We start from the raw sequence: 20,096 nt of genomic DNA, 5'->3' as shown, positions 1-20,096 counted from the left end.
GGACTCCCTGGATGGGGCGACGGCACCCGAGGACTGCAGCGGTAGCGCGGACCCGGCGGACCGGGGGACTGGCGTGGATCGCGCGACTGCGGCACTGCGACGCGCCTACCGGGACCGGCTTATGGCGATCGTCGCCGACGACCTGACCAGCCCGGACCCGATCGAACAGGTTCCCACCGTCTGCCGGCGCATGGCGGAGCTCGCCGATGCCGCCCTGGACGCGGCCCTGCTCATCGCCCGCGCCGCCGTCGGCCCGCAAGCGGACGACGTGGCCCTGGCCGTGATCGCCATGGGCAAGACCGGGGCGCGCGAGCTCAACTACATCTCCGACGTGGACGTCGTCTACGTCGTCGGCCCGGCCCAGGAGTCTCGCAAGACGGAAGAACCGCCCGGCGAGGAGCACCTCGTCGACGTCGGCACCCGCCTGGCCACCGAGCTCGCCCACGTCGTCTCCGCCACAGCGCCCGAGCCTCCCCTGTGGCCCCTGGACACGGCGCTGCGCCCAGAGGGCAAGGACGGCGCACTCGTGCGCACCCTCGACTCCCACCTGACCTACTACCGGCGATGGGCCGCCTCCTGGGAGTTCCAGGCCCTGCTTAAAGCGAGGGCCTGCGCCGGGGACAGGGAGCTCGGCACCCGCTACGAGCAGGGGGTGGCGCCCTTCGTGTGGGAGGCCAGCCGGCGGGAGAACTTCGTCGAGGACGCCCGCGCCATGCGTCGCCGGGTCGAGAAGGAGTCCGTGCCGCGCGGCGGTGCGGACCGACGCATCAAGCTGGGACCCGGCGGCCTGCGGGACGTGGAGTTCACCGTCCAGCTCCTTCAACTCGTCCACGGCCGCTCCGATGAGAGCCTGCGCGTGCGCGGCACCCTGGAGACGCTCGACGCGCTCAGCGCGGGCGGCTACGTCAGCCGGGCCGACGCCGCGGCCCTGAGCAGCTGCTACAAGGCCCTACGGCTCCTGGAGCACCGCAGCCAGCTCTTCCGCCTGCGCCGCACCCACAACCTGCCGAGCAAGGAGGAGAACCTGCGTCGTATCGAGCGCGGCGTCAGCGACTGCCTGGGCCGGGGCGACAGCCTGTGGGAGGACTTCAAGGACCTGCGCCGACGCGTACGCTCCCTTCACCAGGAGATCTACTATCGCCCCCTGCTGAGCTTCGCAGCCGCCCTGAGCGCTGACGAGATGGCTCTGAGCCCTCGGGCGGCGCGCGAGCGGCTCGCCGCCGTCGGCTACACGGACCCCGACGGGGCGCTGCGACACATCCAGGCCCTCACCGAGGGCGTCAGTCGCAGGGCGGCCATCCAGCGTCAGCTCCTGCCGGTCATCATCGGCTGGATCGGCGAAGGCGCCGACCCCGACTTCGGCCTGCTGTCCTTCCGACGCCTGTCGGAGGCCATCGGAGGATCGCACTGGTACCTGGCCATGCTGCGGGACTCGCCGGTGGCCGCGCGCAGACTGTGCCAGGTGCTCTCAGGCGCCCACTGGGCCACCGAGCGCCTCGCAGAGTTCCCCGAGTCCATTGCCTGGCTCGACGACGACGCCGAGCTCGAGCCCCGCCGCCCCGGCGCCCTGGCGGAGGAAGTCGCCGCCGTCCTGCGCCGACGCAGCCTCAGCGGGCCGGACGATACTGCGCTCGCTGAACAGGCGCTTGAGGCGGTCCAGGCGATTGTGAGGGTGCGAGCCCGCGAGGAGGTACGAGCCTCACTGGCCGATTGCCTCGACGGCATCGATCCCGAGCGCACCGCCTCCATCCTCACCGACGCCACCGACGCGGTCCTCGGCGGGGCGCTGACGGTCGCCACCGGCCTGGTCATCGCCCAGCGGGACGGTGTCGAGGCCGTTGCCGGCGGTTTTGGGGCCGACGGATGCTGGGAGGCCGCTCTCGCCCGCCACGCCATCGTCGCCATGGGACGCCTCGGAGGCCGTGAGATCGGATACGCCTCCGACGCCGACGTCCTGTTCGTTCACGAGGCCCGCGACGGGGCGGACGATGCGGCGGCCGCTCAGGAGGCGGAGGCCGTCGCCAAGCAGGTCGTGGGGCTTCTCGCCTCTGCGCGCCCCCACCCCCTCGAGGTGGACTCCGATCTGCGGCCCGAAGGCCGCCAGGGCGTGATGAGTCGTTCACTGGCCGCCTACGGCGAGTACTACGGGCGCTGGGCGGCTCTGTGGGAGAGGCAGGCGCTACTGCGCGCCCGGGCCTGCGCCGGAGACCGCGAGCTGGGCGGGCGCTTCGAAGAGCTCATCAACCCGTTGCGTTGGGCCGAGGGAGGACTGAGCACCCAGGATTTGCGGGAGATCCGAAGGATCAAGGCCCGAGTGGAGACCGAGCGCCTGCCGAGGGGCATCAACCCGGTACGTCATCTCAAGCTCGGCCCCGGAGGGCTCAGCGACGTGGAATGGAGCGCCCAGGTGCTCCAGCTCGCCCATGCCGGGCAGATCACCGGGCTGCGGACTACATCGACCATTGCGGCGCTGCAGGCCGCGGTTCAAGGGGGGCTGCTGAGCACCGACGACGGGGGAGTGCTGGTCGCGGCCTGGATCCTGGCCAGCCGCCTGCGCTGCGCGATCGTGCTGGGAACCGGGCGCGCCTCCGGACCCCGCTCCCAGGTCCTCCCCGTGCAGATCCGTGAGATCCGTTTGGTGGGTCGCCTCATCGGCCTGGGCAGCGGCAGGGAGCGCGAGCTCGAGGACATCTACCGTCGCAGTGCCCGCCATACCCGGACCGTCGCCGAGCGCATCGTCTTCGCCGACGGCGGCGGCGTCCAGGAGTCGCCCTCCTCCGCGTCATCACCATCGACCAGCACATCGGCGGCTCGCGATCAGGCCCCGAGCTCGGCGCCGGGCCGCTCAGCGGCCCCAGCCGGGAAGACTCGTAAACGGCCCCGCCGAGACGCAGGCACGACAGGCACCATGCGATCTCGGGGAACCGGCCGTAATCGCGCAACCAGACGACGTCCGGAGGGTCCCTATCCCTGGAGCTGATCGAGACGGAGGAAGACCGGACCGTCTGATGCCTGGCGATGAGGATCGCACCGTCGCCGCAGGCTCGGGCGCCGTCGACCTGGCAGACTTGGCGCCGTGAGGCTCATTCTCGTACGCCACGGTCGCACCGTCGCCAATGTCATGCAGGCACTCGACACCGACTTCCCCGGAAATCCTCTGGACGATGTCGGCCGACGAGAGGCGGACGGTCTTCCCGCCCGGCTGGAGGAGGCCGGTTTGATCGAGGCGCTGGGGTCCTTGTGGGTCTCCCCGATCCTGCGCGCCCGCCAAACCATCGCCCCCATCGAGGCGGCCACCGGCCTGAGCGCCACCATCGACTCGGGATTGCGCGAAGTTCTGGCCGCGGAGCTGGAGATGAACACCGACGCCCGCTCGGTGGCCTGCTACGTGGACACCACCCGAGCCTGGATGGCCGGGCGCCCCGCGTGCCGTATCCCCGGCTCCCCGGAGGACGGCACCGATACGCTCCAGCGCTTCGACGATGCCGTCGGCCGGATCGCCGAGCAGACCGCCCGGGCGGGAGCCTCGGCGGCCCTGCTCGTCTCCCACGGCACCGTGCTGCGTCTTTGGACCTCGCTCAAGGCGGCGCCGGGAAGCGGCGTGGATCCGCTGTGGATCGCCGACCGCCCCATGCACAATACGGGGATCACGGTTGTCGACGGAGACCCTGAGTTAGGATGGAGTCTGACGTCCTGGGATGACGGCGCCTGGGGCGAGCCCTCCAGTGCCGCCGCCATGTCATTGTGACAACAGATCTTCAAATCGCTCGGCCTCAGCGGGCGACAGAAGGGACATCACCGAGCTGATGGCGGCCTCAACCTCGTTCGTGTAGCCATCGGCTCGGAGCCGTTGAAGCATGGGGAGGGAGGTATCGATCGCCCTGCGCATCTCTTCGCCACTACCCGTTCTTCCGAGCAGCCACGCATGGCTTCGGGCCAGGAGGGGAATGCATCCGATCTCTGCGGATCGATCTGCCACAGAGCTCATGACCTGGCCCGCCTTCGTCGCCGTCGATACCAGCGCAGCATGGTCCAGCGCTTTGTCCAGGAGCGCCGAGATCGCCTGGGGAGTCTCTCCGCGCAGCTGAGCGAGGACTGCTAGATGATGGCAGGCGAGGGCTGTCCCGATGTGGTCCGCCAGTCCTTCATAGATAGCCAGGGCCTGTTCATAACGGGATCGTGCCAGCTGATCATCCCCTGCGTCCTTGGCGACAATACCGAGCTGAAGGCTGCTCGTGGCCATGCCGGTCTGGTCTCCAAGCTCCTCGAAGATGGACAGGGCCTGCTCGTAACGGGCTTGTGCCTCCTCGTAGTTGCCCTGATCCTGAGCGAGCATGGCCAGCTCATGGAAGGCGCTGGCAGTGTTCGTCGGGTCTCCAGTGCTCTGACTGATGGCGAGTGCTCGCTCATAGTGGCATCGTGCCGTGGTGTAGTCCCCAGAATCGTAGGCGAGAGTGCCCAGCTGGTGGTAGGTCGAGGCGAGATCGCTGCGGTCTCCGATTTTCTCCTTGATTGCGAGAGATTCTTCGTACAGCGATCGAGCGGACTCGTAGTCTCCTTGAAGGAAGGCGAGATTCCCTAGATTCTGATTCAGTGCGGCCGTGTGCGCCTGATTTCCGAGCTTCTTGCTGATGTCCAGGGATGCCCCATAGAGCTTGCGTGCTCTGGTGTAGTCCCCCTGCTCTTGTGCGATGGAGCCAAGTTGCCCAAGCGCTGCCGCGATACCTGAGGCGTCATCGAGTTGATTGCTGATGACCAGGGACTGGTCGTACAGCCTTTGCGCAGTGCGATAGTCCCCCTGAGCATGGTAGATGATGCCGAGCTGATGGTAGGTGGTGCCAACTCTTTTCTGGTCATCGATCGTCTTGCTGGCCGAAAGGGAGTCGACGTAGAATTTCTTGGCGGTGCTGTAATCTCCATGCTCCTGGAAAAGAAGTCCCAGCTGGTAGCAGTTGGTGGCTATCATTGCTTGGTCGTCGATTTGCCTGGCAATGGCCAACGAGTACTCGAATGAGGTCTTGGCATCTTCTTTGTCTTGTTTCTGATTGACACAACCGAGCGCCTGATAGGCGTTCATCATGCTTGTCTTGTCACCTGTGTACCGAGCGAGAGACAACGCCTGATGGTAGTGTTGGACAGCGGTTTCGTCATCGCCCATGAAATGGAGCACGGTTCCCATGTAACGATGCCAGTGCGAACGTTGTGCAGTTGAAATCCATGGGGCCGACAACTGGTCGCGAATGATGGTGGAAGCCTCTGCGAACTGGTTGGCTGAGAACAGGATCGCGATTGCTTCTTGCAGGTTCTCATTGGCTTGGCTGAAATGGCCTGCATCCTTCAGGCGGTATGCGTCCTCTTGTAGTTGCTGCGCTCTAGCGCTGTCATGAAAATGGTTCTGCTGGGCGGGCAACGTTATCACTCCTTGTGGCAGGTCGTGATCTGCGCATGAGGTGATGAGGATAGAATAAAATGATCAATCGGATCAACTTCGCTCTCCGATTCGTTGAGGACAGAGACGTCTCGGTGCACTGCTTGATGACTGCGGCGCCGGAATACGCGTGAGCCTCGGCTGTCTGTGGGACAGCCGAGGCTCACGTGGCGGCTCGTGTCGTTGTCCGTCCTTACAGGACCGAGGAGAGAAAGGCGCGGGTGCGTTCGACCCGGGGGTTGTCCAGGACATCCACGGGGTCGCCCGACTCGCAGATGACTCCGCCGTCCATGAAGATCAGCTGATCGCCGACCTCCCGGGCGAAGCCCATCTCGTGGGTGACCACCACCATCGTCATCCCGGAGGTTGCCAGGTCCTTCATGACCTGAAGTACCTCACCGACCAGCTCGGGATCCAGGGCGGAGGTCGGCTCATCGAAGAGCATGAGCTCGGGATCCATCGCCAGCGCCCGGGCGATCGCCACCCGCTGCTGCTGACCCCCCGAGAGCTGAGAGGGGTAGTGCTCTAAGCGATCGCCGAGCCCCACCCGTTCCAGCAGCTCGATGCCGCGCTTTCGCGCCCTGTCCTTGGGCATCTTCTTCACCTGAACCGGCGCCTCCATGACGTTCTCCAGAGCCGTCATGTGGGGGAAGAGATTGAAACGCTGGAAGACCATGCCGATCTTGGCGCGCTGCGCGGCGCGGGCCTTATCCGACAGGGCGTGCAGTTCGGTGCGCCCGCCGCGCTCGACCTCGCGCATCCCGATGAGCTCGCCGTCGACCCTGATCCGACCGGCGTCGATGGACTCCAGCTCGTTGATGCAGCGCAGGAGCGTCGACTTTCCCGAGCCAGAGGGGCCGATGAGAACCGTGACCGATCCCGGAGGCACGATGAGGTCGATACCGCGCAGCACGTGCAGCTCGCCGAAGAACTTGTGCAAGTCGCTGATCTCGACCTTCGGCGTCTCAGCTGCGGCGGAAGTGGATGTGCTCATGGGGTGACCTCCAGGAAGGGATCGTCCTTGGTGGTGTGGGCGTTGAGGATCGCCTGCTGACGGGCTGACAGCCCACGGCCGGAGGAGGCGGAGGCCTTGTTCGAGTCGAAGCCCCTGCCGTAGTAGCGCTCGATGTAGTGCTGTCCCACCATGAGGATCGAGGTGATGATGATGTACCAGATGGCCGCGACGATGAGCAGCGGAATGATCTGATAGGTCAGCGAGGCGTAGGAGTTGGTGACGAAGGTCAGGTCCAGGGTGAAGGGAACGGCCAGTACCAGGGAGGTTGTCTTGAGCATGGAGATGGTCTCGTTGCCGGTGGGCGGCACGATGACCCGCATCGCCTGAGGCAGGACGATCCGCCTGAGGATCTGGCCCTTGCTCATGCCCAGGGCCCCGGCTGCCTCACTCTGCCCCTTGTCCACCGAGTTCAGGCCCGAGCGGACAATCTCGGAGAGGTAGGCCCCCTCGTTGATGCCCAGTCCCAGCATTGCTGCGACGAAGGGAGTGAAAACCGTCGTCGTCTTGAACGTCAGCAGCTCGGGGCCGAAGGGGACCCCCAGACTCAGCTTCTGGTAGAGCGCGGACAGCGCCCCCCAGAACACCAGCTGGGTGTAGATCGGCGTCCCGCGGAAGAACCACAGGTAAGCCAGTGCCACCCAGCGCAGCACCGGGTTGGAGGACTGGCGCTGGATCGCCGTCGTCACCGCCAGGACGATGCCAATGGCCATGGCCATGAAAGTCAGCAGCAGCGTCCAACCGACGGCCTTGACCACATGGACCTCACGCAGGAAGAACCAGACCGTGGACCAGTGGAACTTCTCATTGGTGACCAGCCCGTGGATAAGCATGGCGCCCAGAACCGTCACGATCGCGGCACTGATCCAGGTCCCCGGGCGGGGGACCGGCTTGGGGTTGTTGAGAACGACCTTGTCGTCGTCAGAGGCGGGTGAGGCAGTCACGGCTCACTCCTTCACTGCGGGATTGAGTTCTGCGGTGGTCAGGGCAGCGTCCTTCACGCCCCAGTTATCCAGAATCTTCTGCCAGATGCCCTGATCCATGAGGTACTGGACGGCGGCCTGGATCGCGGCGGTGAACTGCGGGTCCGCCTTGGAGGTCACCACGCCCTGGGGTGCAGCGTCCTCTACCTCGCCCAGGGTGACGATCTGACCGTCGGTCAGTTCGACGGCGTACCCGGCCACCGTGGAGTCGGAATAGGTGGCGTCGATCGTGCCGCCGACCAAGCCTGTGGTGGCCTCGGACTGCTTGGAGTAGGAGCGCACTGACAGGACGTCCTTGCCGGCCTCGGCGCAGTTGTCGGCGGCTTTGCGCATGGCGGTCTCCTGGTCGGTTCCGACCTGGACCCCGATGGTGCGTCCGCACAGCTTGAGGTGGTCCGAGGTATCGACGCCCTTGGGGTTGCCGGCCTGGACGTTGAAGCGCGAGCCCACGTTGACGTAGGCGGTCATGTCCACCTCTGCGGTTCGCTCTGGCGTCACGGTGAAGGAGGAGATGCCTGCGTCGTACTTCGATCCGATCGAGGCGATGATCGAGTCGAACTCGGCGGTGTGGACCTTTCCCTTGACGCCCAGGACGGCGGCAATCGCGTTGGTGAGGTCGACGTCGTAGCCCACGGCCTTGCCCGAGGGGTCGAGAAACTCAGCCGGTGCGTAGTCCGTGGAAGCCGCCACGTCCAGGACTCCGTCCTCAAGCGCCCCTTGGGGGAGCTTGGCGATGATATCGGGCTGAGCCTGGATCGAGGAGGTGTCGTAGGAGTGGATCTGCGAGCTCCGGTTCGCGTTCCAGTCAGCGGCGTTGGTGCATCCGCTCAAGATCAGACAAGCGGCGGTTGCCAGCCCGAGAGCGGTGTGTTGGCGGAACCTCATCGTGGGTTGTCCTCTTCGGAGTGGATCAAGACGGAGAAAGAATATCCGTAATGCAGTATAGATATGCAGCTGCTGAAGGTGGCGTATAGCACGACGTCGGCCCCAAGCCTCGTGTGAAGGAGGCTCAGGACCGACGTCTGAGCTGCATCAACGACTCACAGGTCGTAGTAGAGCTGGAACTCGTAGGGGTGGGGGCGCAGCCGCAGCGGCTCGATCTCGTTGGAGCGTTTGTACTCGATCCAGGTCTCGATGAGGTCAGAAGTGAAGACGTCGCCCTCGGTGAGGAAGTCGTGGTCCTCCTCCAGGGCCTCCAGGGCCTGGTCCAGACTGTCGGGGAGCTTGTCGATGTCGAAGTACTCCTCGGGTGCGAGCTCGTAGAGGTCCTTGTCGATGGGCTCACGCGGCTCGATACGGTGGCGGATGCCGTCGATGCCAGCCATGAGCACGGCGGCGAAGCACAGGTAGGGGTTGGACGAGGGGTCCGGTACCCGGTACTCCACGCGCTTGGCTTTGGGGGAGGAACCGGTGACTGGGATGCGGATGCAGGCCGAGCGGTTACGGGCCGAGTAGACCAGGTTGACCGGTGCCTCGAAGCCGGGAACCAATCGGTGGAAGGAGTTCACCGACGGGTTGGTAAAGGCCAGTAGCGCCGGGGCGTGGGCGAGGATGCCGCCGATGTACCAGCGAGCCAGGTCGGAGAGCTGGCCGTAGCCGCGCTCGTCGAAGAACAGCGGCTTGCCGTCCTTCCACAGCGAGTGGTGGGTGTGCATGCCCGATCCGTTGTCGCCGAAGATCGGCTTGGGCATGAAGGTGGCTGTCTTGTTGTTGCGCCAGGCCTCGTTCTTGATGATGTACTTGAACTTCATCATGTCGTCGCCGGCGGCCAGCAACGAGTTGAAGCGGTAGTTGATCTCCTGCTGCCCGGCCGTGCCGACCTCGTGGTGGGCCCGCTCGATCTCCAGGCCGGAAGCCAGGCAGGTGCGCACCATGCGGTCGCGGATGTCAGCCATCTGATCGTTCGGGGATACGGGGAAGTAGCCGCCCTTGAAAGCGGTCTTGTAGCCCTTGTTGCCGCCCTCCTCCTCGCGGCCGGTGTTCCAGGCGGCTTCGGCGGAGTCGATGGCGTAGAAGGACTTGGCCGGTGAGGATTCGTGGCGCACCGAGTCGAAGAGGTAGAACTCGGCCTCCGCCCCGATGTAGCAGGTGTCGGCGATTCCAGTGGAGCGCAAGTAGTCCTCGGCCTTGGCTGCGATCGAGCGGGGGTCTCGCGAGTAGACCTCATCGGTGAAGGGATCCACGATCGAGAAGTTGACGACCAGCGTCTTCTCCTCGCGGAAAGGGTCTAGGAAAGCCGTGGTCACGTCCGGGACCAGCTTCATGTCCGATTCGTGGATCGCGGTGAAGCCGCGGATCGAGGAGCCGTCGAACATAAGGCCGTCTGTGAGGGCCTCGTCCTTGAAGGCGGTCACGGGAATGGTGAAGTGCTGCATGACGCCGGGTAGGTCGCAGAATCGCACATCGACCAGCGCGACATTCTCCTTCTCGATGAACGTCAGTGCCTCGGATGCGTCCTCGAACATATCTCCTCCAAGTGGGAACTGCGCACATACTCAGCGCGTATGCACTGCGGCTGATATCGGCAACTATATTGACCCGCCCGTGACGGAGGAATGGCGTCGGTGTTGCCTGGGTGTTTCGGTCGTTTCTTGCGCGGACCTCAGGGCGGCTGCTAGCCCTGCAGCGGTTCGAGGGGTGCGCGACGCGGGTGCGGAGTATTCAGCGGCCGCGCATCGCGCGACGATCCGGGCGCATCCGGTTGGGGTCGACGTAGTTGGGGATCGGCGAGTTCCTACCGGCCATCGAGGTCAGTCGCTTGGAGACCTGGGTGATCTCGGCGTCGGTCAGTGACGTGGGCTTGGTCGGCAGCCGGCGCAGCGTCTTGGACAGGTCGGTCAAGCGCACCTGCCCCGCGTCAGTGCCCACCTGAAGCGTATGGATGGGAACCGTCGACAGTAGCCGGTGGACCTTGCGCTCCTCCTCCGCCAGCATGCGGCGGGTACGGGTGCTTGGCCCCTCGGCGATGAGCACGACCCCGGGGCGTCCCACCATTCTCCACACGAGGTCCTGGTTCTTGGTGAAGGCCACAGGCTCGGGCTCGACGTACCAACCGCGGCCGATTTGGTCGAGAACGGCCTTGGTCGCTCCCGGCATCCCCTCGATCTGGGCGTAGGAGGCGCGGCGCACCGTCAGGGACAGGATGATCATGCTGACCATGAGCGCCATGAGGATGCTCAAGAACAGCCAGTACCACAGCGACATTCCGCTGGCGAAGGATATGGCCACGCCCAGGGCGAGACATGCGGCGGACGCGGCCAGCATCGCCCACCCGATCCACGGGTAGCTGCGCCGCGAGATCGTGTAGGAGTCCTTGATGTTCTGAAGGTACTGGGCCAGCCGTCGCTTCTTCTTCGGCTGGGGGGACTGAGCACTACTCACGGGCACACAATAGACGACGTTGGTGCGCTGGCACACACAGTCCCGCCGTCGGCGTGGCAGTGCGCGCACGCACTGAGGAACCGGGCTCCTGAAGGCGAGAAGGTCCGCATTCAGCAGGCGGCCGCGAGGTGGGGATGGGTTCCCAACAGGGTCGACGCCTCCTGACGAGCCGTGGCGGGCTCGGCGAGCTGAGCTAGGCGCTCGGGGATCTGCCAACCGCGCTTGACCATGGCTCGCCCCCACAGCATCCCGGCCCGGTAGGAGGAGCGCACCATCGGGCCGCTCATGACGGCCGCGAAACCGATCTCCTCGGCCAACCGGCTCAGCTCCACGAACTCTTGGGGCTTGACCCAGCGGTCAACCGGGTGGTGCAGCTTGGAGGGACGTAGGTACTGCGTGATGGTCAGGATGTCGCAGCGGGCCTCCACCAGCGCCGCCATGGCCGCCTCGATCTCGTCGCGGGTCTCGCCCATGCCCAGGATGAGGTTGGATTTTGTGACCAGTCCCGCCTTAGAGGCGGCGGTGATGACCTCGAGGCTGCCCTCGTAGGAGAAGGCCGGTCGGATGCGCTTGAAGATGCGGGGGACGGTCTCCAGGTTGTGGCCAAGCACCTCGGGGCGCGAGGAGAACACGTCCTCCAGCGCGTCGGGGTCGCCCCGGAAGTCGGGGATGAGCAGTTCGACCCCGGTGCCCGGGGAGAGCTCGTGCACCTGGCGGGCGGTCTCCGCGTAGAGCCAGGCCCCGCCGTCAGGGCGGTCGTCTCGAGCCACGCCGGTGACGGTTGCGTAGCGCAGGTCCATCTCCTTGATGGACACCGCCACGCGTCTGGGCTCGTCGACGTCGTACTCGGTGGGGCGGCCAGTGGCGATGTCGCAGAAGTCGCAGCGGCGTGTGCACATCTCGCCGCCCACCAGGAAGGTGGCCTCACGGTCGTTCCAGCACTCGTAGATGTTGGGACAGTTGGCCTCGGCGCACACTGTGTGCAGGCTCTTCTCCCGCACCAGGCCGCGGACCTCCTGGTAAGTGTCGGAGACGACGGCGCGGGTGCGCAGCCAGTCGGGCTTGGACTCGATGGGGGTGCGGGCATTGCGCGCCTCGACCCGCAGGAGCTTGCGTCCCTCGGGGGCAACGGTGGTGCTCACTTCAACCTCTCCTCGCCGACGACGATTCCACGGGGAGTCTAGTACGCTTCCGCGAATTCATAGGACCTCAGGCCTAGGAGTGGGCGTCCGTTGTCACGTGGCATCTGCCACCAACGGCGCCAGATATGCCTCCAAGACGGCCACCAGTGCGTCCGCAGGAGCGTTGGTGGCCAGATGGTGGCCGGTCTCGGCGCTCAAGGAGGTCACCCCGGCGTCGTCGATCCCGCAGGGGATGATCCTCTCCAGGGAGAAGGCCTCCAGGTCCGGGTCAACGTTGAGGCCGATCCCGTGCATGGTCGCTCCCCGGGCGACTCTGACTCCCAGGGCGCAGATCTTGCGTTCGTTGCGACGGCACCGGTCGGGGACTGTCGCGTCGGCGGGGTCGGCCGGGTCGGCGGGCACCCAGACCCCGGAGCGCCCCTCGACCCGGATCGTCTCCAAGCCGTAGAGGGCGCACAGCTCGATGACGGCGGCCTCCAACGCGCGCACGTAACGGATGACGTCGAGCGGCGGGGTCAGGCGCAGAATCGGGTAGACGGTCAGCTGACCGGGCCCGTGCCAGGTGGTCTTCCCTCCGCGGTCCACATCGACCACTGGGACGTGTCCGGGTCCGACGACGTCGCCGTCTGGCCGTTCCCACGTGTGGGTGCGCCTGCCGACCGTGTAGACCGGTTCATGCTCCATGAGCAGCAGCGTGCTGGGTCGCCTACCCGCCACGACCTCGGCGTGGACCGTCCTCTGCAGCTGCAGGCCCTCATGGAAGGGGATGAGTCGGGATCCGAGTCCCACGTCCTGACGCAGCACGGGGACAGCCTACGTGACCACAACCGGCACCCGGATTCGAGTTATCCACAGGCCGACTGCACGGTCTGGCCATCTGACGGCGGCATGGCGACCATGGAATGCATGAGCCCAACGATGCGCCCCCGCCCCGGCGACCAACCGGCCGACGGCGATGCCGACGGTGCCTGCAACGGCCGGTCGGTACTCCGCGCTGTACTTCGACGTCGGGGCGCGCGCGGGCCCCGCGCCTCCAGAATCCCGGTCTCCGATGCCGAGCCGGGCATCCCGGACTCGGCGCTCGGCGCACTGTCCCGACAGGGATACACCGTTGGCGAGGTGATGGGGCGCTCCACCGCTGTCAGCGCGCCTCGTCGTGGGCTGGATGCGCAGGGCCGCCATGTCGTCATCCGGGTCGTCGATCTGCCTAGCGGGCGCGGCGGAGCGGCAGTCCTACGACGGTTGGCCGATTTGCGCGTGCTGCGCCACCCCGGCCTGGTCACGGTGCGGGAGGTGGTGCCCCTGCCCGAGCAGCGGGCGGGCGTCATCATGGAACTCGTCGAGGGGGCCGGGCTCGACGTGGTGCTGGGCGCGAGGGGAAGACTCAATATCTCCCATCTGGCCACTCTCCTGGACGTCCTGGGATCGGCGCTGGCCTACCTCCACGAGCACGGAGCCGCCCACGGGGACGTCTCCGCGGGCAACGTCCTGGTGACCACCGATGGGCGTCCGGTCCTCATCGACCTGCTGGGTTCCGCGATGGAGATGGGAACGCAGGACTGCGCCGCCCCCGAACGGCTCGCGGGCGCGCCGGCGTCGGCGGCCTCTGACGTCTACGCCCTTGCGCGTCTCCTGACCGAGTGCGCAGGACAGGGCGGGACCGGGACGAGGAGGCTGGCCGGCTTCCTGACCGACGCCCTCGCCGACGACCCAGCCGACCGTCCCAAGGCCCGCGACCTGGCCGCCCGCGCACCAGAACTGGGCCCGGCATCGCCCATTGAGCTGCCCGATGGCGCCCGTCTCGCCGCCGGTTGCCTGCGGGCGGCCGCCCGTACGCCGACGCGCACAGTCGGTTCCAGGCTCAGGACGGGGACAGGACTCGGACCGCGGTTGAGGGCCGCTTCCCGGGACGACTCCGACAGGCGCGAAGCGGAGGGCCGGGGCGGCATGAGCCGCATCGGGCGGGGGCCTGCGGCCATACGCTGGGGGAGAGGGCGACGCCCGGAGCCCGGTCGCGTCCGGGCCTGGGGGCTCGCGGCGGCACTGCTCGTCGCCGTCTGCCTGGCGGCTTGGGGACCGGCGCGAGGGCTAGCGTCCTTCAGGCCCGCTTGGGCCCTGGGCTCCGCTCCGGCCTCGACGACAAGCGCTGGGTTGAGCGCGCCGGTCGAATCGACTGCCGGCTCCTCAACGGGGCCGTCGTCCACCGCGTCTGCGAGCGGGCCTCCGTCGTCCTCGGCCTCGCAGACGGCCGAGGACGACGGAGCCGACGTGGTGAGCATCGTCGTCGCGCTGTCTGCGGCCCGGGACCGCGCACTCATGGCCGCGGACGCCGACGCCCTGGCGGCCACGACGGTACCGGGCTCTCCCGCGGCAGAGACCGACACGCGGATTCTGACCGATCTGATCGACTCGGGTGAGAGCGTCGGAGGCCTGCAGACCTCCGTCAGCCAGATGATCGACACGGAGCTGCCCGGGGACGCGGCCGCGCTCTGGCCCGGCGCTCGAGCGGTTCGGGTCACGTTGTCCCAGAGCGCCTCGACGCGTTCGGGCGCATCCGGAACTCGAACGGTTCCCGCCTTGGCATCCCGCCAAGTCGTCCTCATCCTCGTCCCAGGGCCATGGCGCGTCGCCGACGTCCGTGCCGTGGAATGAACTCCTGCGCGCCTCGAAACCGGGATGAAGCCGGGCCGGCGCGCCTCCTTCGCGGGGCGTTCAGTACGGCTCGGTGTGGATGGAGTCGTAGCCGGCGCGTTCGAGGAGTCTTCGGGTATCGGCGACCATAGCGGCTGAGCCGCAGAGGTAGACCTCCGTGCTGCGAGGATCTAGCCCGGAGCTGCCGGCAAGTCCGGGAAGCGCGTCGGTGACCCGTCCGTGGAACGCCCGGGGCGCCTCCTCGCGGCTCAGGCAGCGCAGTACCCGCCCGGGCATGGGAGAGTCGATCACCGTTGTCAGATCCTCTTCCCGGTTGCGGCAGCCGAAGACCAGCGTGTCATGCTCGAGTCCAGGAGCCTGGGCGAACATGGCCAGCATGGGGGCGATCCCAGTACCGGTGGCGATGAACAGTCGACGCCTATCGGAGTCTGCGAGTCCGAACCCTCCCAGGGGTAGCTCGACCACCGTTGTGACGCCCTTGTCGGCATTCTCGATGAACTGCGATCCTCGTCCGCCGGTCCGAGTCGAGATGAGCAGACGGAGCCGATGGTCATCGAGCCCCGCGATCGAGTAGTCGCGCCACGCGTTATCGCCCACGTGCAGGCGGGCGAACTGCCCCGGCGCCCAATGCTCGATCTGTCCGTCCACGTGGAGCGTCACGTCCCAGACACTCGGGGTAAGACGGCGCTTCGAGACCAGGACGGCGTGGTACTTGCCCCCCGGTAGTGCGCGGGCGCCTTGTGGATCCGGGGATGCGGGGGCTTCCCGCAAAGCGGAGGTGATGGTGGAGTAGCCGCGTGGTCCGAGCACCTGGCAGGCCGCTGCGAGTCCGCCCATCATGGCGCCCATGATTCCTGTGCTCCCGGCGTCCTGCCCGGACAGGAACAGTCTCGGGATCGCTGTGCGCGGGCCCAACGGGTCGGACCTGTATCGCAGTGGAGTGGCGGGCGGTCCGTAGAAGGCGCCGGCAGGGTGGGCGGTGTAGTGCGCGTAGGTGAGGGGGGTGGAGACCTCCAGGTAGTCCACCAGATCGCTCAGACCCGGTGCTGCACTCTCCGCCAGATCGAGCATGCCGCGGGCGACGCGCTCCTTGAGAGCGGAGTAGTCGGGACCGCGGTCACCTTTCGGCAGGTCGGCCCATTGCCGGAATGAGTCGGCGTCGCAGAAGGAGATGATCTCGGCGGTGTGCGGGGACTCACCGGACTTTACAGAGGGGAAGGAGACGAAGACGTCATGGGGACGGCCCTCCACCAGGCAGACGGAGTGCTCCTGGGTGCGCTCGTGGTCGAGGTCCCGGTTGACCCAGATGTTGCCGCCGTCGAGGCCGATACTGCGAGGGTCGTCGCGTAGGCGCAGGAAGACGGTCACGGCAGACGTGCCGGTGCCCAGATTCGTCAGGGTGCGGCGCGCCGGCCCGGTGAGGCGACCGATGTCACCGGATGTGGGAAGGAGGCGGTTGAAGGTGTTGGAGGCGCCGACGGCGGAGACGATGACCGGCGCGTGGTAAACGCGTTCTCGTGACAGAGGGCCGCGGTGGTCCATCACCCGGACTCCGGAGGCCGCGCCGTCGTCAAGGAGTATCTCCGTGACCTCCTGAGCGACGCGGACGGCTCCTCCGGCCTGTTCGATCCCTTTCTCGAAGGTGCGTGCGATCCGGGCGCTGCCACCCTGGGGGAACCATCCGCCCTCGAGGTAGTGGGAGACGACCATCGCGTGCACGGCGAAGGCCGAACGGGACGGCGGCAGCCCATAGTCGCCCCACTGACTGGCCAGGACGGCCTTGAGTTCGGGGGAGCGGAAGTGGGCGTCGAGGTACGCCTTCGTCGTACCGGTGGCTGTTCGTCCTCCCATGCGCTGGGCGAGCCTGAGCAGTGATGTCATCGGGCGGGGAACCATCCCCTGAACGAAGCTCATCGTGGTCCACGCAGTCGTGCGCCGGACAGCCTTGAAGTAGCGGTGAATGGCCCTGGCCTCCTGGGGGAAGGCGGCGACCAGCTCGCGCTCGTAGCGATCCGGATCGCTGCTGACGCTCAGGTCGAGGTCCGGGTAGACGAACCTGTCGTAGGCGTTCGGCATGCGGTTCCACTCCAGCTCGCCTCCGGAGAGATAGTCGAAGTAGGCGCGAGCCCGGCTTCCAGGGCCGACCTGTCCGATGTAGTGCACTCCCACGTCCCAGGAGGCCCCGTCGCGCCGGAAGGTATGGGTGAGTCCTCCCGGTTCCGTGTGCCGCTCCAGGACGAGAACCCGCTTGCCAGCGGCGCGCGCCAGCAGACCAGCAGTCGTCAGCCCGCCGATACCCGAGCCGATCACGATGACGTCATAGGACATGGTTACCCCTTCATCTGGCTAGACAGTGTCAAGTCAGCATAGCAGTCGACTGGACAGTGTCTAGTCAAGCGGTTCTACACTCTTGCCATGACCTCTGAATCAGGAGCCTCGTCCGAGCGCAGCGGTAGCCGGGATCTGCGCGCCGAGCTGCTGCGAACCAGTCGGAAGCTCCTGGATGAGTCGGGGCCCAGCGCGCTGAGCATGCGGGAGGTGGCGCGTCGCGCCGGGTGCACGCACCAGGCCCCCTATCACTACTTCGCCAACCGGGAGGCCATCCTGGCGGCGCTGGTGCGCGAGGGCTTCGATGAGCTCGCGGACCGGCTCGCCTCGGCTCGCGAGGGACTCGAAGGTACGGATCGCCGGGTGGTCCTGACGGCCTCGGGAAACGCCTATGTCGAGTTCGCCCTGCGTCATCCCGGGGTCTTCCGAGTGATGTTCCGGCCCGATGTGTGCGATCCGGAGCGCTTCCCGGAAGTGGTGCAGGCCAGTGAGCGCGCACGCGATGAGCTGGCCCGCTTGGCGAGACATGTGGCCGGCGAGGAAACGTCCCTCGAGATCGAGGTGCTCTTCTGGTCCGGCGTGCACGGCCTGGCCTCGCTGTTGCTCGACGGCCCACTGGTGGGCGCGTTCGGCTCGGTCCAGGAGCGCCTCGAGTTCGCCCGTGGGGTTGTTGGTCTGAGTGAGGTTCCTGTTGCTGAAGGCCTCCATGAAAGCGGGGAATCGGCATAGCGGAGGGTGTGCAGTAGAAGCGGAATGCCGTTCCTGCTGTCCTGACCGATTGTCTTCGCCCGAGGCGGCTAGCAACATAAGTTGACAGAATGGTCATGTCAACTTATGTTGCTTATATGGACGCGCTTACCGCAGCCACTGAGGCTGCTGATACCGCTCGCCCCGAGGACGGGCTACGAGCCGTGGCGGCTCTGCGGCGACTGACGGACACTCTTGAGCTTGCGCAGGTCGAGGCCGCTCTGCGCTCGGGCATGGGATGGAGCGAGATCGCCTCTTGTCTTGGGGTCTCTCGTCAGGCGGTCCACAAGAAGTACGCCAAGCGGGTTCAGCCCGGTCTGGCTCCAACCAGGAGGAGATGACGATGCCCGCCGTTGACCACTACCTGACTTGGCTCAGCGCCATGCACGCGGAAGCCGCGCGTCTGCATCATCGGGAGATCGAGCCGGAGCACATGCTCCTCGGCCTCCTGGCTCAGGGCGGGACGGCTGCGGCCGTCTTGGCCACCCAGGGCGTGACCCTCACGCGAGCGCGCGCCGCCATCGACGAGATGGCTGATACAGATCTTGCGCGCGTGGGCATCAGCCTTTCCGACGCCCTCAGACCTTCGCCGATCGCAGCCGAAGAGCTGACCGCGAAGGAGGGAGGGGAGATTCCCCTCTCGGACGCCGCCGCCGAGTTCATCAACAACAAGAGGGCTTCGTTCAACACCAGCGCTCAGGCTCTGCAAGCCCTCATCTCCTCATCCGCAGCCTCGCTCCAGTCCCCGGCTGTCAGACTTCTTGCCCACTGCGGTGTCGATGTCGACTATCTGCGCACTGAGCTCAGTGAAATAGCGGTCGACAGGGAATCGGCCCTGGGACGCTACCGGATGACTGACGAGTACCGTAGGTACGGCTTGGACCGGGAGTTGAGCCAGGAACGCTTCATCTCAGCGCCTGTGGCTCACCTGACGGCCCTACTCAGCGACCCGGACCGGCTCACGTGGTGGGCTCTGCCCCGACAACAACTGACCGAGGTTCTTTCCGACGGCGCCGTGCAGAGGGTGGAGGGGCGCCGTCGAACCGGCTTCCTGAGGTGGCGGATGGAGACGTCCGTGGACACAAGGGTTACCTGGTCGTGCACCGTCGTCTCAGGGCGTCGCGATGGTGAGGTGGCCTTCGTGAAGGACCTGCACCTGATCGAGGCGCCGGGCGGCACTCGTGTCCGCCTGGTCCTGGCGCATCGCACGTGGGGTCCGCTGGGGGAGCTGCTCTACCCGATCTTCTGGCGGGGGACTCGTCTGGGGCTGGAGAACACGCTCACCGGCATCGCGCGGGCTGCGGCGGAGGATTCGTGAGCCGAGGGCCAAGACCGGGAACGGACCGGGGCGGTTGCCACGTGTCCGAGCAGGGGACCTGATATGCCCGGCAAGACGGGCGGGGCCCCGCACCGTGATGGTGCGGGCCCCGCTGACGCTAGAGGGCCGAGCTCAGGCTCACAGGCCCAGCTCGCTGCCGAAGTCGCCCTCCTCGAGGCGCTTCTTGACCGTCATGAGGTAGCGGGCCGCGTCCGCGCCATCCACCAGTCGGTGGTCGTAGGACAGGGCCAGGTAGCACACCGAGCGGATGGCGATGACCTCGCCGCCATCGGCGTCCTTGATGACCCGGGGCTGGCGCTGGATGGCACCCAGACCCAGGATCGCGACCTCCGGCTGGTTGATGATCGGGGTGTCGAACAGGGCGCCACCGCTGCCGGTGTTGGTGATCGTGAAGGTCGAGCCGCTGAGCTCATCGGGGTTGACCTTGTTGTCCCGGGTGCGGGCGGCCAGGTCATTGATGCGCTTGGCCAGCCCGGGGATGTTGAGGTCGCCGGCGTTCTTGACCACGGGCACGAGCAGGCCGCGCGGTGTATCCACCGCGATGCCCACGTGCTCGACGTCGTGGTAGGTGACGTTCTTGCCCTCGATGGATGCGTTGATCTTCGGGTGGGCCTTGAGGGCCTCCGTGGCGGCCTGGACGAAGAAGGGCAGGAAGGTCAGCTTGGTGCCGTTCTTGGCCAGGAAGTCGTTCTTCGCGCGGGCGCGCAGCGCCGCCACGCGAGTGACATCCACCTCGACGACGGTGGTCAGCTGAGCAGAGGTCTGCAGCGAGTCGATCATGCGCTCGGCGATGACCTGGCGCAGGCGGCTCATCTTCTCCGTGCTGCCGCGCAGGGTCGTGTCCACCTCGGGCTTGGCCGAGGCAGGCTTGGCCGCGGGGGCGGGTGCCTGGGCGGCAGGGGCGGCAGCAGCGGCTGCTGCGCGGGCCTCCTCGACGGCCTTGGCAGCGGCCTCCACGTCCTGCTTGCGGATACGGCCGCCCACGCCGGTGCCGGTGACGGTGGACAGGTCCACGCCCTTGTCCCTGGCGAGCTTGCGAACGATTGGCGTGACGTAGGAGCCCGTGGCGCCCGCTGAGACACGC

General features: G+C 66.7%; 16 protein-coding genes. 6 read left to right on the top strand and 10 right to left on the bottom strand.

Annotation, left to right across the window (positions count from 1 at the left end; all coding sequences use genetic code 11):
- Together HMPREF0975_RS05245 and HMPREF0975_RS05240 are read left to right on the top strand one after the other, a co-directional pair.
- Positions 1 to 2,980 (top strand): bifunctional [glutamine synthetase] adenylyltransferase/[glutamine synthetase]-adenylyl-L-tyrosine phosphorylase (locus tag HMPREF0975_RS05245; RefSeq protein ID WP_009233103.1); only part of this gene is annotated, 2,980 nt, incomplete at its 5' end.
- A gap of 96 nt (positions 2,981 to 3,076) precedes the next feature.
- Positions 3,077 to 3,748 carry a histidine phosphatase family protein gene (locus tag HMPREF0975_RS05240; RefSeq protein ID WP_009233102.1) on the top strand — a complete coding sequence of 224 codons (672 nt, stop codon included), beginning with the start codon at positions 3,077 to 3,079 and terminating at the stop codon, positions 3,746 to 3,748.
- Here the strand turns inward: HMPREF0975_RS05240 and HMPREF0975_RS05235 are convergent.
- From HMPREF0975_RS05235 to lipB, 8 genes are all read right to left on the bottom strand, one after another.
- Positions 3,740 to 5,410, bottom strand: coding sequence for a tetratricopeptide repeat protein (locus HMPREF0975_RS05235; protein WP_009233101.1), 1,671 nt, complete (start codon positions 5,408 to 5,410; stop codon positions 3,740 to 3,742). The two genes, HMPREF0975_RS05240 and HMPREF0975_RS05235, sit on opposite strands and share 9 nt — an antisense overlap.
- A 211-nt stretch (positions 5,411 to 5,621) precedes the next feature.
- Entirely contained in the window at positions 5,622 to 6,422 is an 801-nt protein-coding gene (locus HMPREF0975_RS05230; protein WP_009233100.1) for an amino acid ABC transporter ATP-binding protein, read from the bottom strand.
- Positions 6,419 to 7,384: an amino acid ABC transporter permease gene (locus tag HMPREF0975_RS05225; protein ID WP_009233099.1), complete on the bottom strand. Its 966-nt coding sequence runs from the start codon at positions 7,382 to 7,384 to the stop codon at positions 6,419 to 6,421. The genes HMPREF0975_RS05230 and HMPREF0975_RS05225 overlap by 4 nt, the downstream gene beginning before the upstream one ends.
- A gap of 3 nt (positions 7,385 to 7,387) precedes the next feature.
- Positions 7,388 to 8,308: an ABC transporter substrate-binding protein gene (locus HMPREF0975_RS05220; protein ID WP_009233098.1), complete on the bottom strand. Its 921-nt coding sequence runs from the start codon at positions 8,306 to 8,308 to the stop codon at positions 7,388 to 7,390.
- Between the two features lie 155 nt (positions 8,309 to 8,463).
- The gene (gene glnA, locus HMPREF0975_RS05215; RefSeq protein WP_009233097.1) at positions 8,464 to 9,888 is read right to left on the bottom strand and encodes a type I glutamate--ammonia ligase; all 1,425 of its coding nucleotides are present in this window, start codon (positions 9,886 to 9,888) and stop codon (positions 8,464 to 8,466) included.
- 196 nt (positions 9,889 to 10,084) lie between these two features.
- A complete protein-coding gene (locus HMPREF0975_RS05210; RefSeq protein ID WP_009233096.1) occupies positions 10,085 to 10,840 on the bottom strand; it encodes a DUF4191 domain-containing protein in 756 nt (251 codons plus the stop codon).
- Between the two features lie 74 nt (positions 10,841 to 10,914).
- Positions 10,915 to 11,946 (bottom strand): lipoyl synthase, encoded by a 1,032-nt coding sequence (locus HMPREF0975_RS05205; RefSeq protein WP_009233095.1) that lies wholly within the window; start codon positions 11,944 to 11,946, stop codon positions 10,915 to 10,917.
- A gap of 93 nt (positions 11,947 to 12,039) precedes the next feature.
- On the bottom strand, positions 12,040 to 12,750 hold the full coding sequence (lipB, locus tag HMPREF0975_RS05200) for a lipoyl(octanoyl) transferase LipB (RefSeq protein WP_009233094.1): 711 nt from the start codon (positions 12,748 to 12,750) through the stop codon (positions 12,040 to 12,042).
- Positions 12,751 to 12,852: 102 nt separating this feature from the next.
- On the opposite strand from lipB, the gene HMPREF0975_RS05195 reads away from it, so the two are divergent.
- Complete coding sequence (locus HMPREF0975_RS05195; protein WP_232212465.1) at positions 12,853 to 14,598, top strand: serine/threonine-protein kinase; 1,746 nt, start codon at positions 12,853 to 12,855, stop codon at positions 14,596 to 14,598.
- Between the two features lie 60 nt (positions 14,599 to 14,658).
- Here the strand turns inward: HMPREF0975_RS05195 and HMPREF0975_RS05190 are convergent, their stop codons facing one another.
- The gene (locus tag HMPREF0975_RS05190; RefSeq protein ID WP_009233092.1) at positions 14,659 to 16,926 is read right to left on the bottom strand and encodes an FAD-dependent oxidoreductase; all 2,268 of its coding nucleotides are present in this window, start codon (positions 16,924 to 16,926) and stop codon (positions 14,659 to 14,661) included.
- 87 nt (positions 16,927 to 17,013) lie between these two features.
- Here HMPREF0975_RS05190 and HMPREF0975_RS05185 point away from each other — a divergent pair, with 87 nt between their 5' ends.
- The 3 genes from HMPREF0975_RS05185 to HMPREF0975_RS05175 all read left to right on the top strand — a co-directional run bounded on the left by HMPREF0975_RS05185 (position 17,014) and on the right by HMPREF0975_RS05175 (position 18,991).
- Positions 17,014 to 17,655 carry a TetR/AcrR family transcriptional regulator gene (locus HMPREF0975_RS05185; protein WP_009233091.1) on the top strand — a complete coding sequence of 214 codons (642 nt, stop codon included), beginning with the start codon at positions 17,014 to 17,016 and terminating at the stop codon, positions 17,653 to 17,655.
- A gap of 116 nt (positions 17,656 to 17,771) precedes the next feature.
- Positions 17,772 to 18,014, top strand: a complete 243-nt coding sequence (locus tag HMPREF0975_RS05180; RefSeq protein WP_049939505.1) for a hypothetical protein — start codon at positions 17,772 to 17,774, stop codon at positions 18,012 to 18,014.
- A gap of 2 nt (positions 18,015 to 18,016) precedes the next feature.
- Positions 18,017 to 18,991, top strand: a complete 975-nt coding sequence (locus HMPREF0975_RS05175; RefSeq protein WP_009233089.1) for a Clp protease N-terminal domain-containing protein — start codon at positions 18,017 to 18,019, stop codon at positions 18,989 to 18,991.
- Positions 18,992 to 19,129: 138 nt separating this feature from the next.
- Here HMPREF0975_RS05175 and sucB read toward each other — a convergent pair.
- On the bottom strand, positions 19,130 to 20,096 hold a 967-nt coding region (sucB, locus tag HMPREF0975_RS14705), incomplete at its 5' end, for a 2-oxoglutarate dehydrogenase, E2 component, dihydrolipoamide succinyltransferase (protein ID WP_009233088.1).

Source organism: Actinomyces sp. oral taxon 849 str. F0330 (assembly GCF_000239715.1).
Classification (GTDB): Bacteria; Actinomycetota; Actinomycetes; order Actinomycetales; family Actinomycetaceae; genus Actinomyces; species Actinomyces johnsonii.
The sequence above is the reverse complement of the archived record's forward strand: the minus strand, read 5'-3'. Positions and strand labels throughout refer to the sequence as shown.

Bases quoted from the DNA above. Each gene is read 5' to 3' on its own strand.
- HMPREF0975_RS05230 (WP_009233100.1), bottom strand. From the start codon at position 6,422: ATGAGCACATCCACTTCCGCCGCAGCTGAGACGCCGAAGGTCGAGATC.
- glnA (WP_009233097.1), bottom strand. From the start codon at position 9,888: ATGTTCGAGGACGCATCCGAGGCACTGACGTTCATCGAGAAGGAGAAT.
- HMPREF0975_RS05185 (WP_009233091.1), top strand. From the start codon at position 17,014: ATGACCTCTGAATCAGGAGCCTCGTCCGAGCGCAGCGGTAGCCGGGAT.
- HMPREF0975_RS05180 (WP_049939505.1), top strand. From the start codon at position 17,772: ATGGACGCGCTTACCGCAGCCACTGAGGCTGCTGATACCGCTCGCCCC.
- HMPREF0975_RS05195 (WP_232212465.1), top strand. From the start codon at position 12,853: ATGAGCCCAACGATGCGCCCCCGCCCCGGCGACCAACCGGCCGACGGC.
- HMPREF0975_RS05220 (WP_009233098.1), bottom strand. From the start codon at position 8,308: ATGAGGTTCCGCCAACACACCGCTCTCGGGCTGGCAACCGCCGCTTGT.
- HMPREF0975_RS05175 (WP_009233089.1), top strand. From the start codon at position 18,017: ATGCCCGCCGTTGACCACTACCTGACTTGGCTCAGCGCCATGCACGCG.
- HMPREF0975_RS05190 (WP_009233092.1), bottom strand. From the start codon at position 16,926: ATGTCCTATGACGTCATCGTGATCGGCTCGGGTATCGGCGGGCTGACG.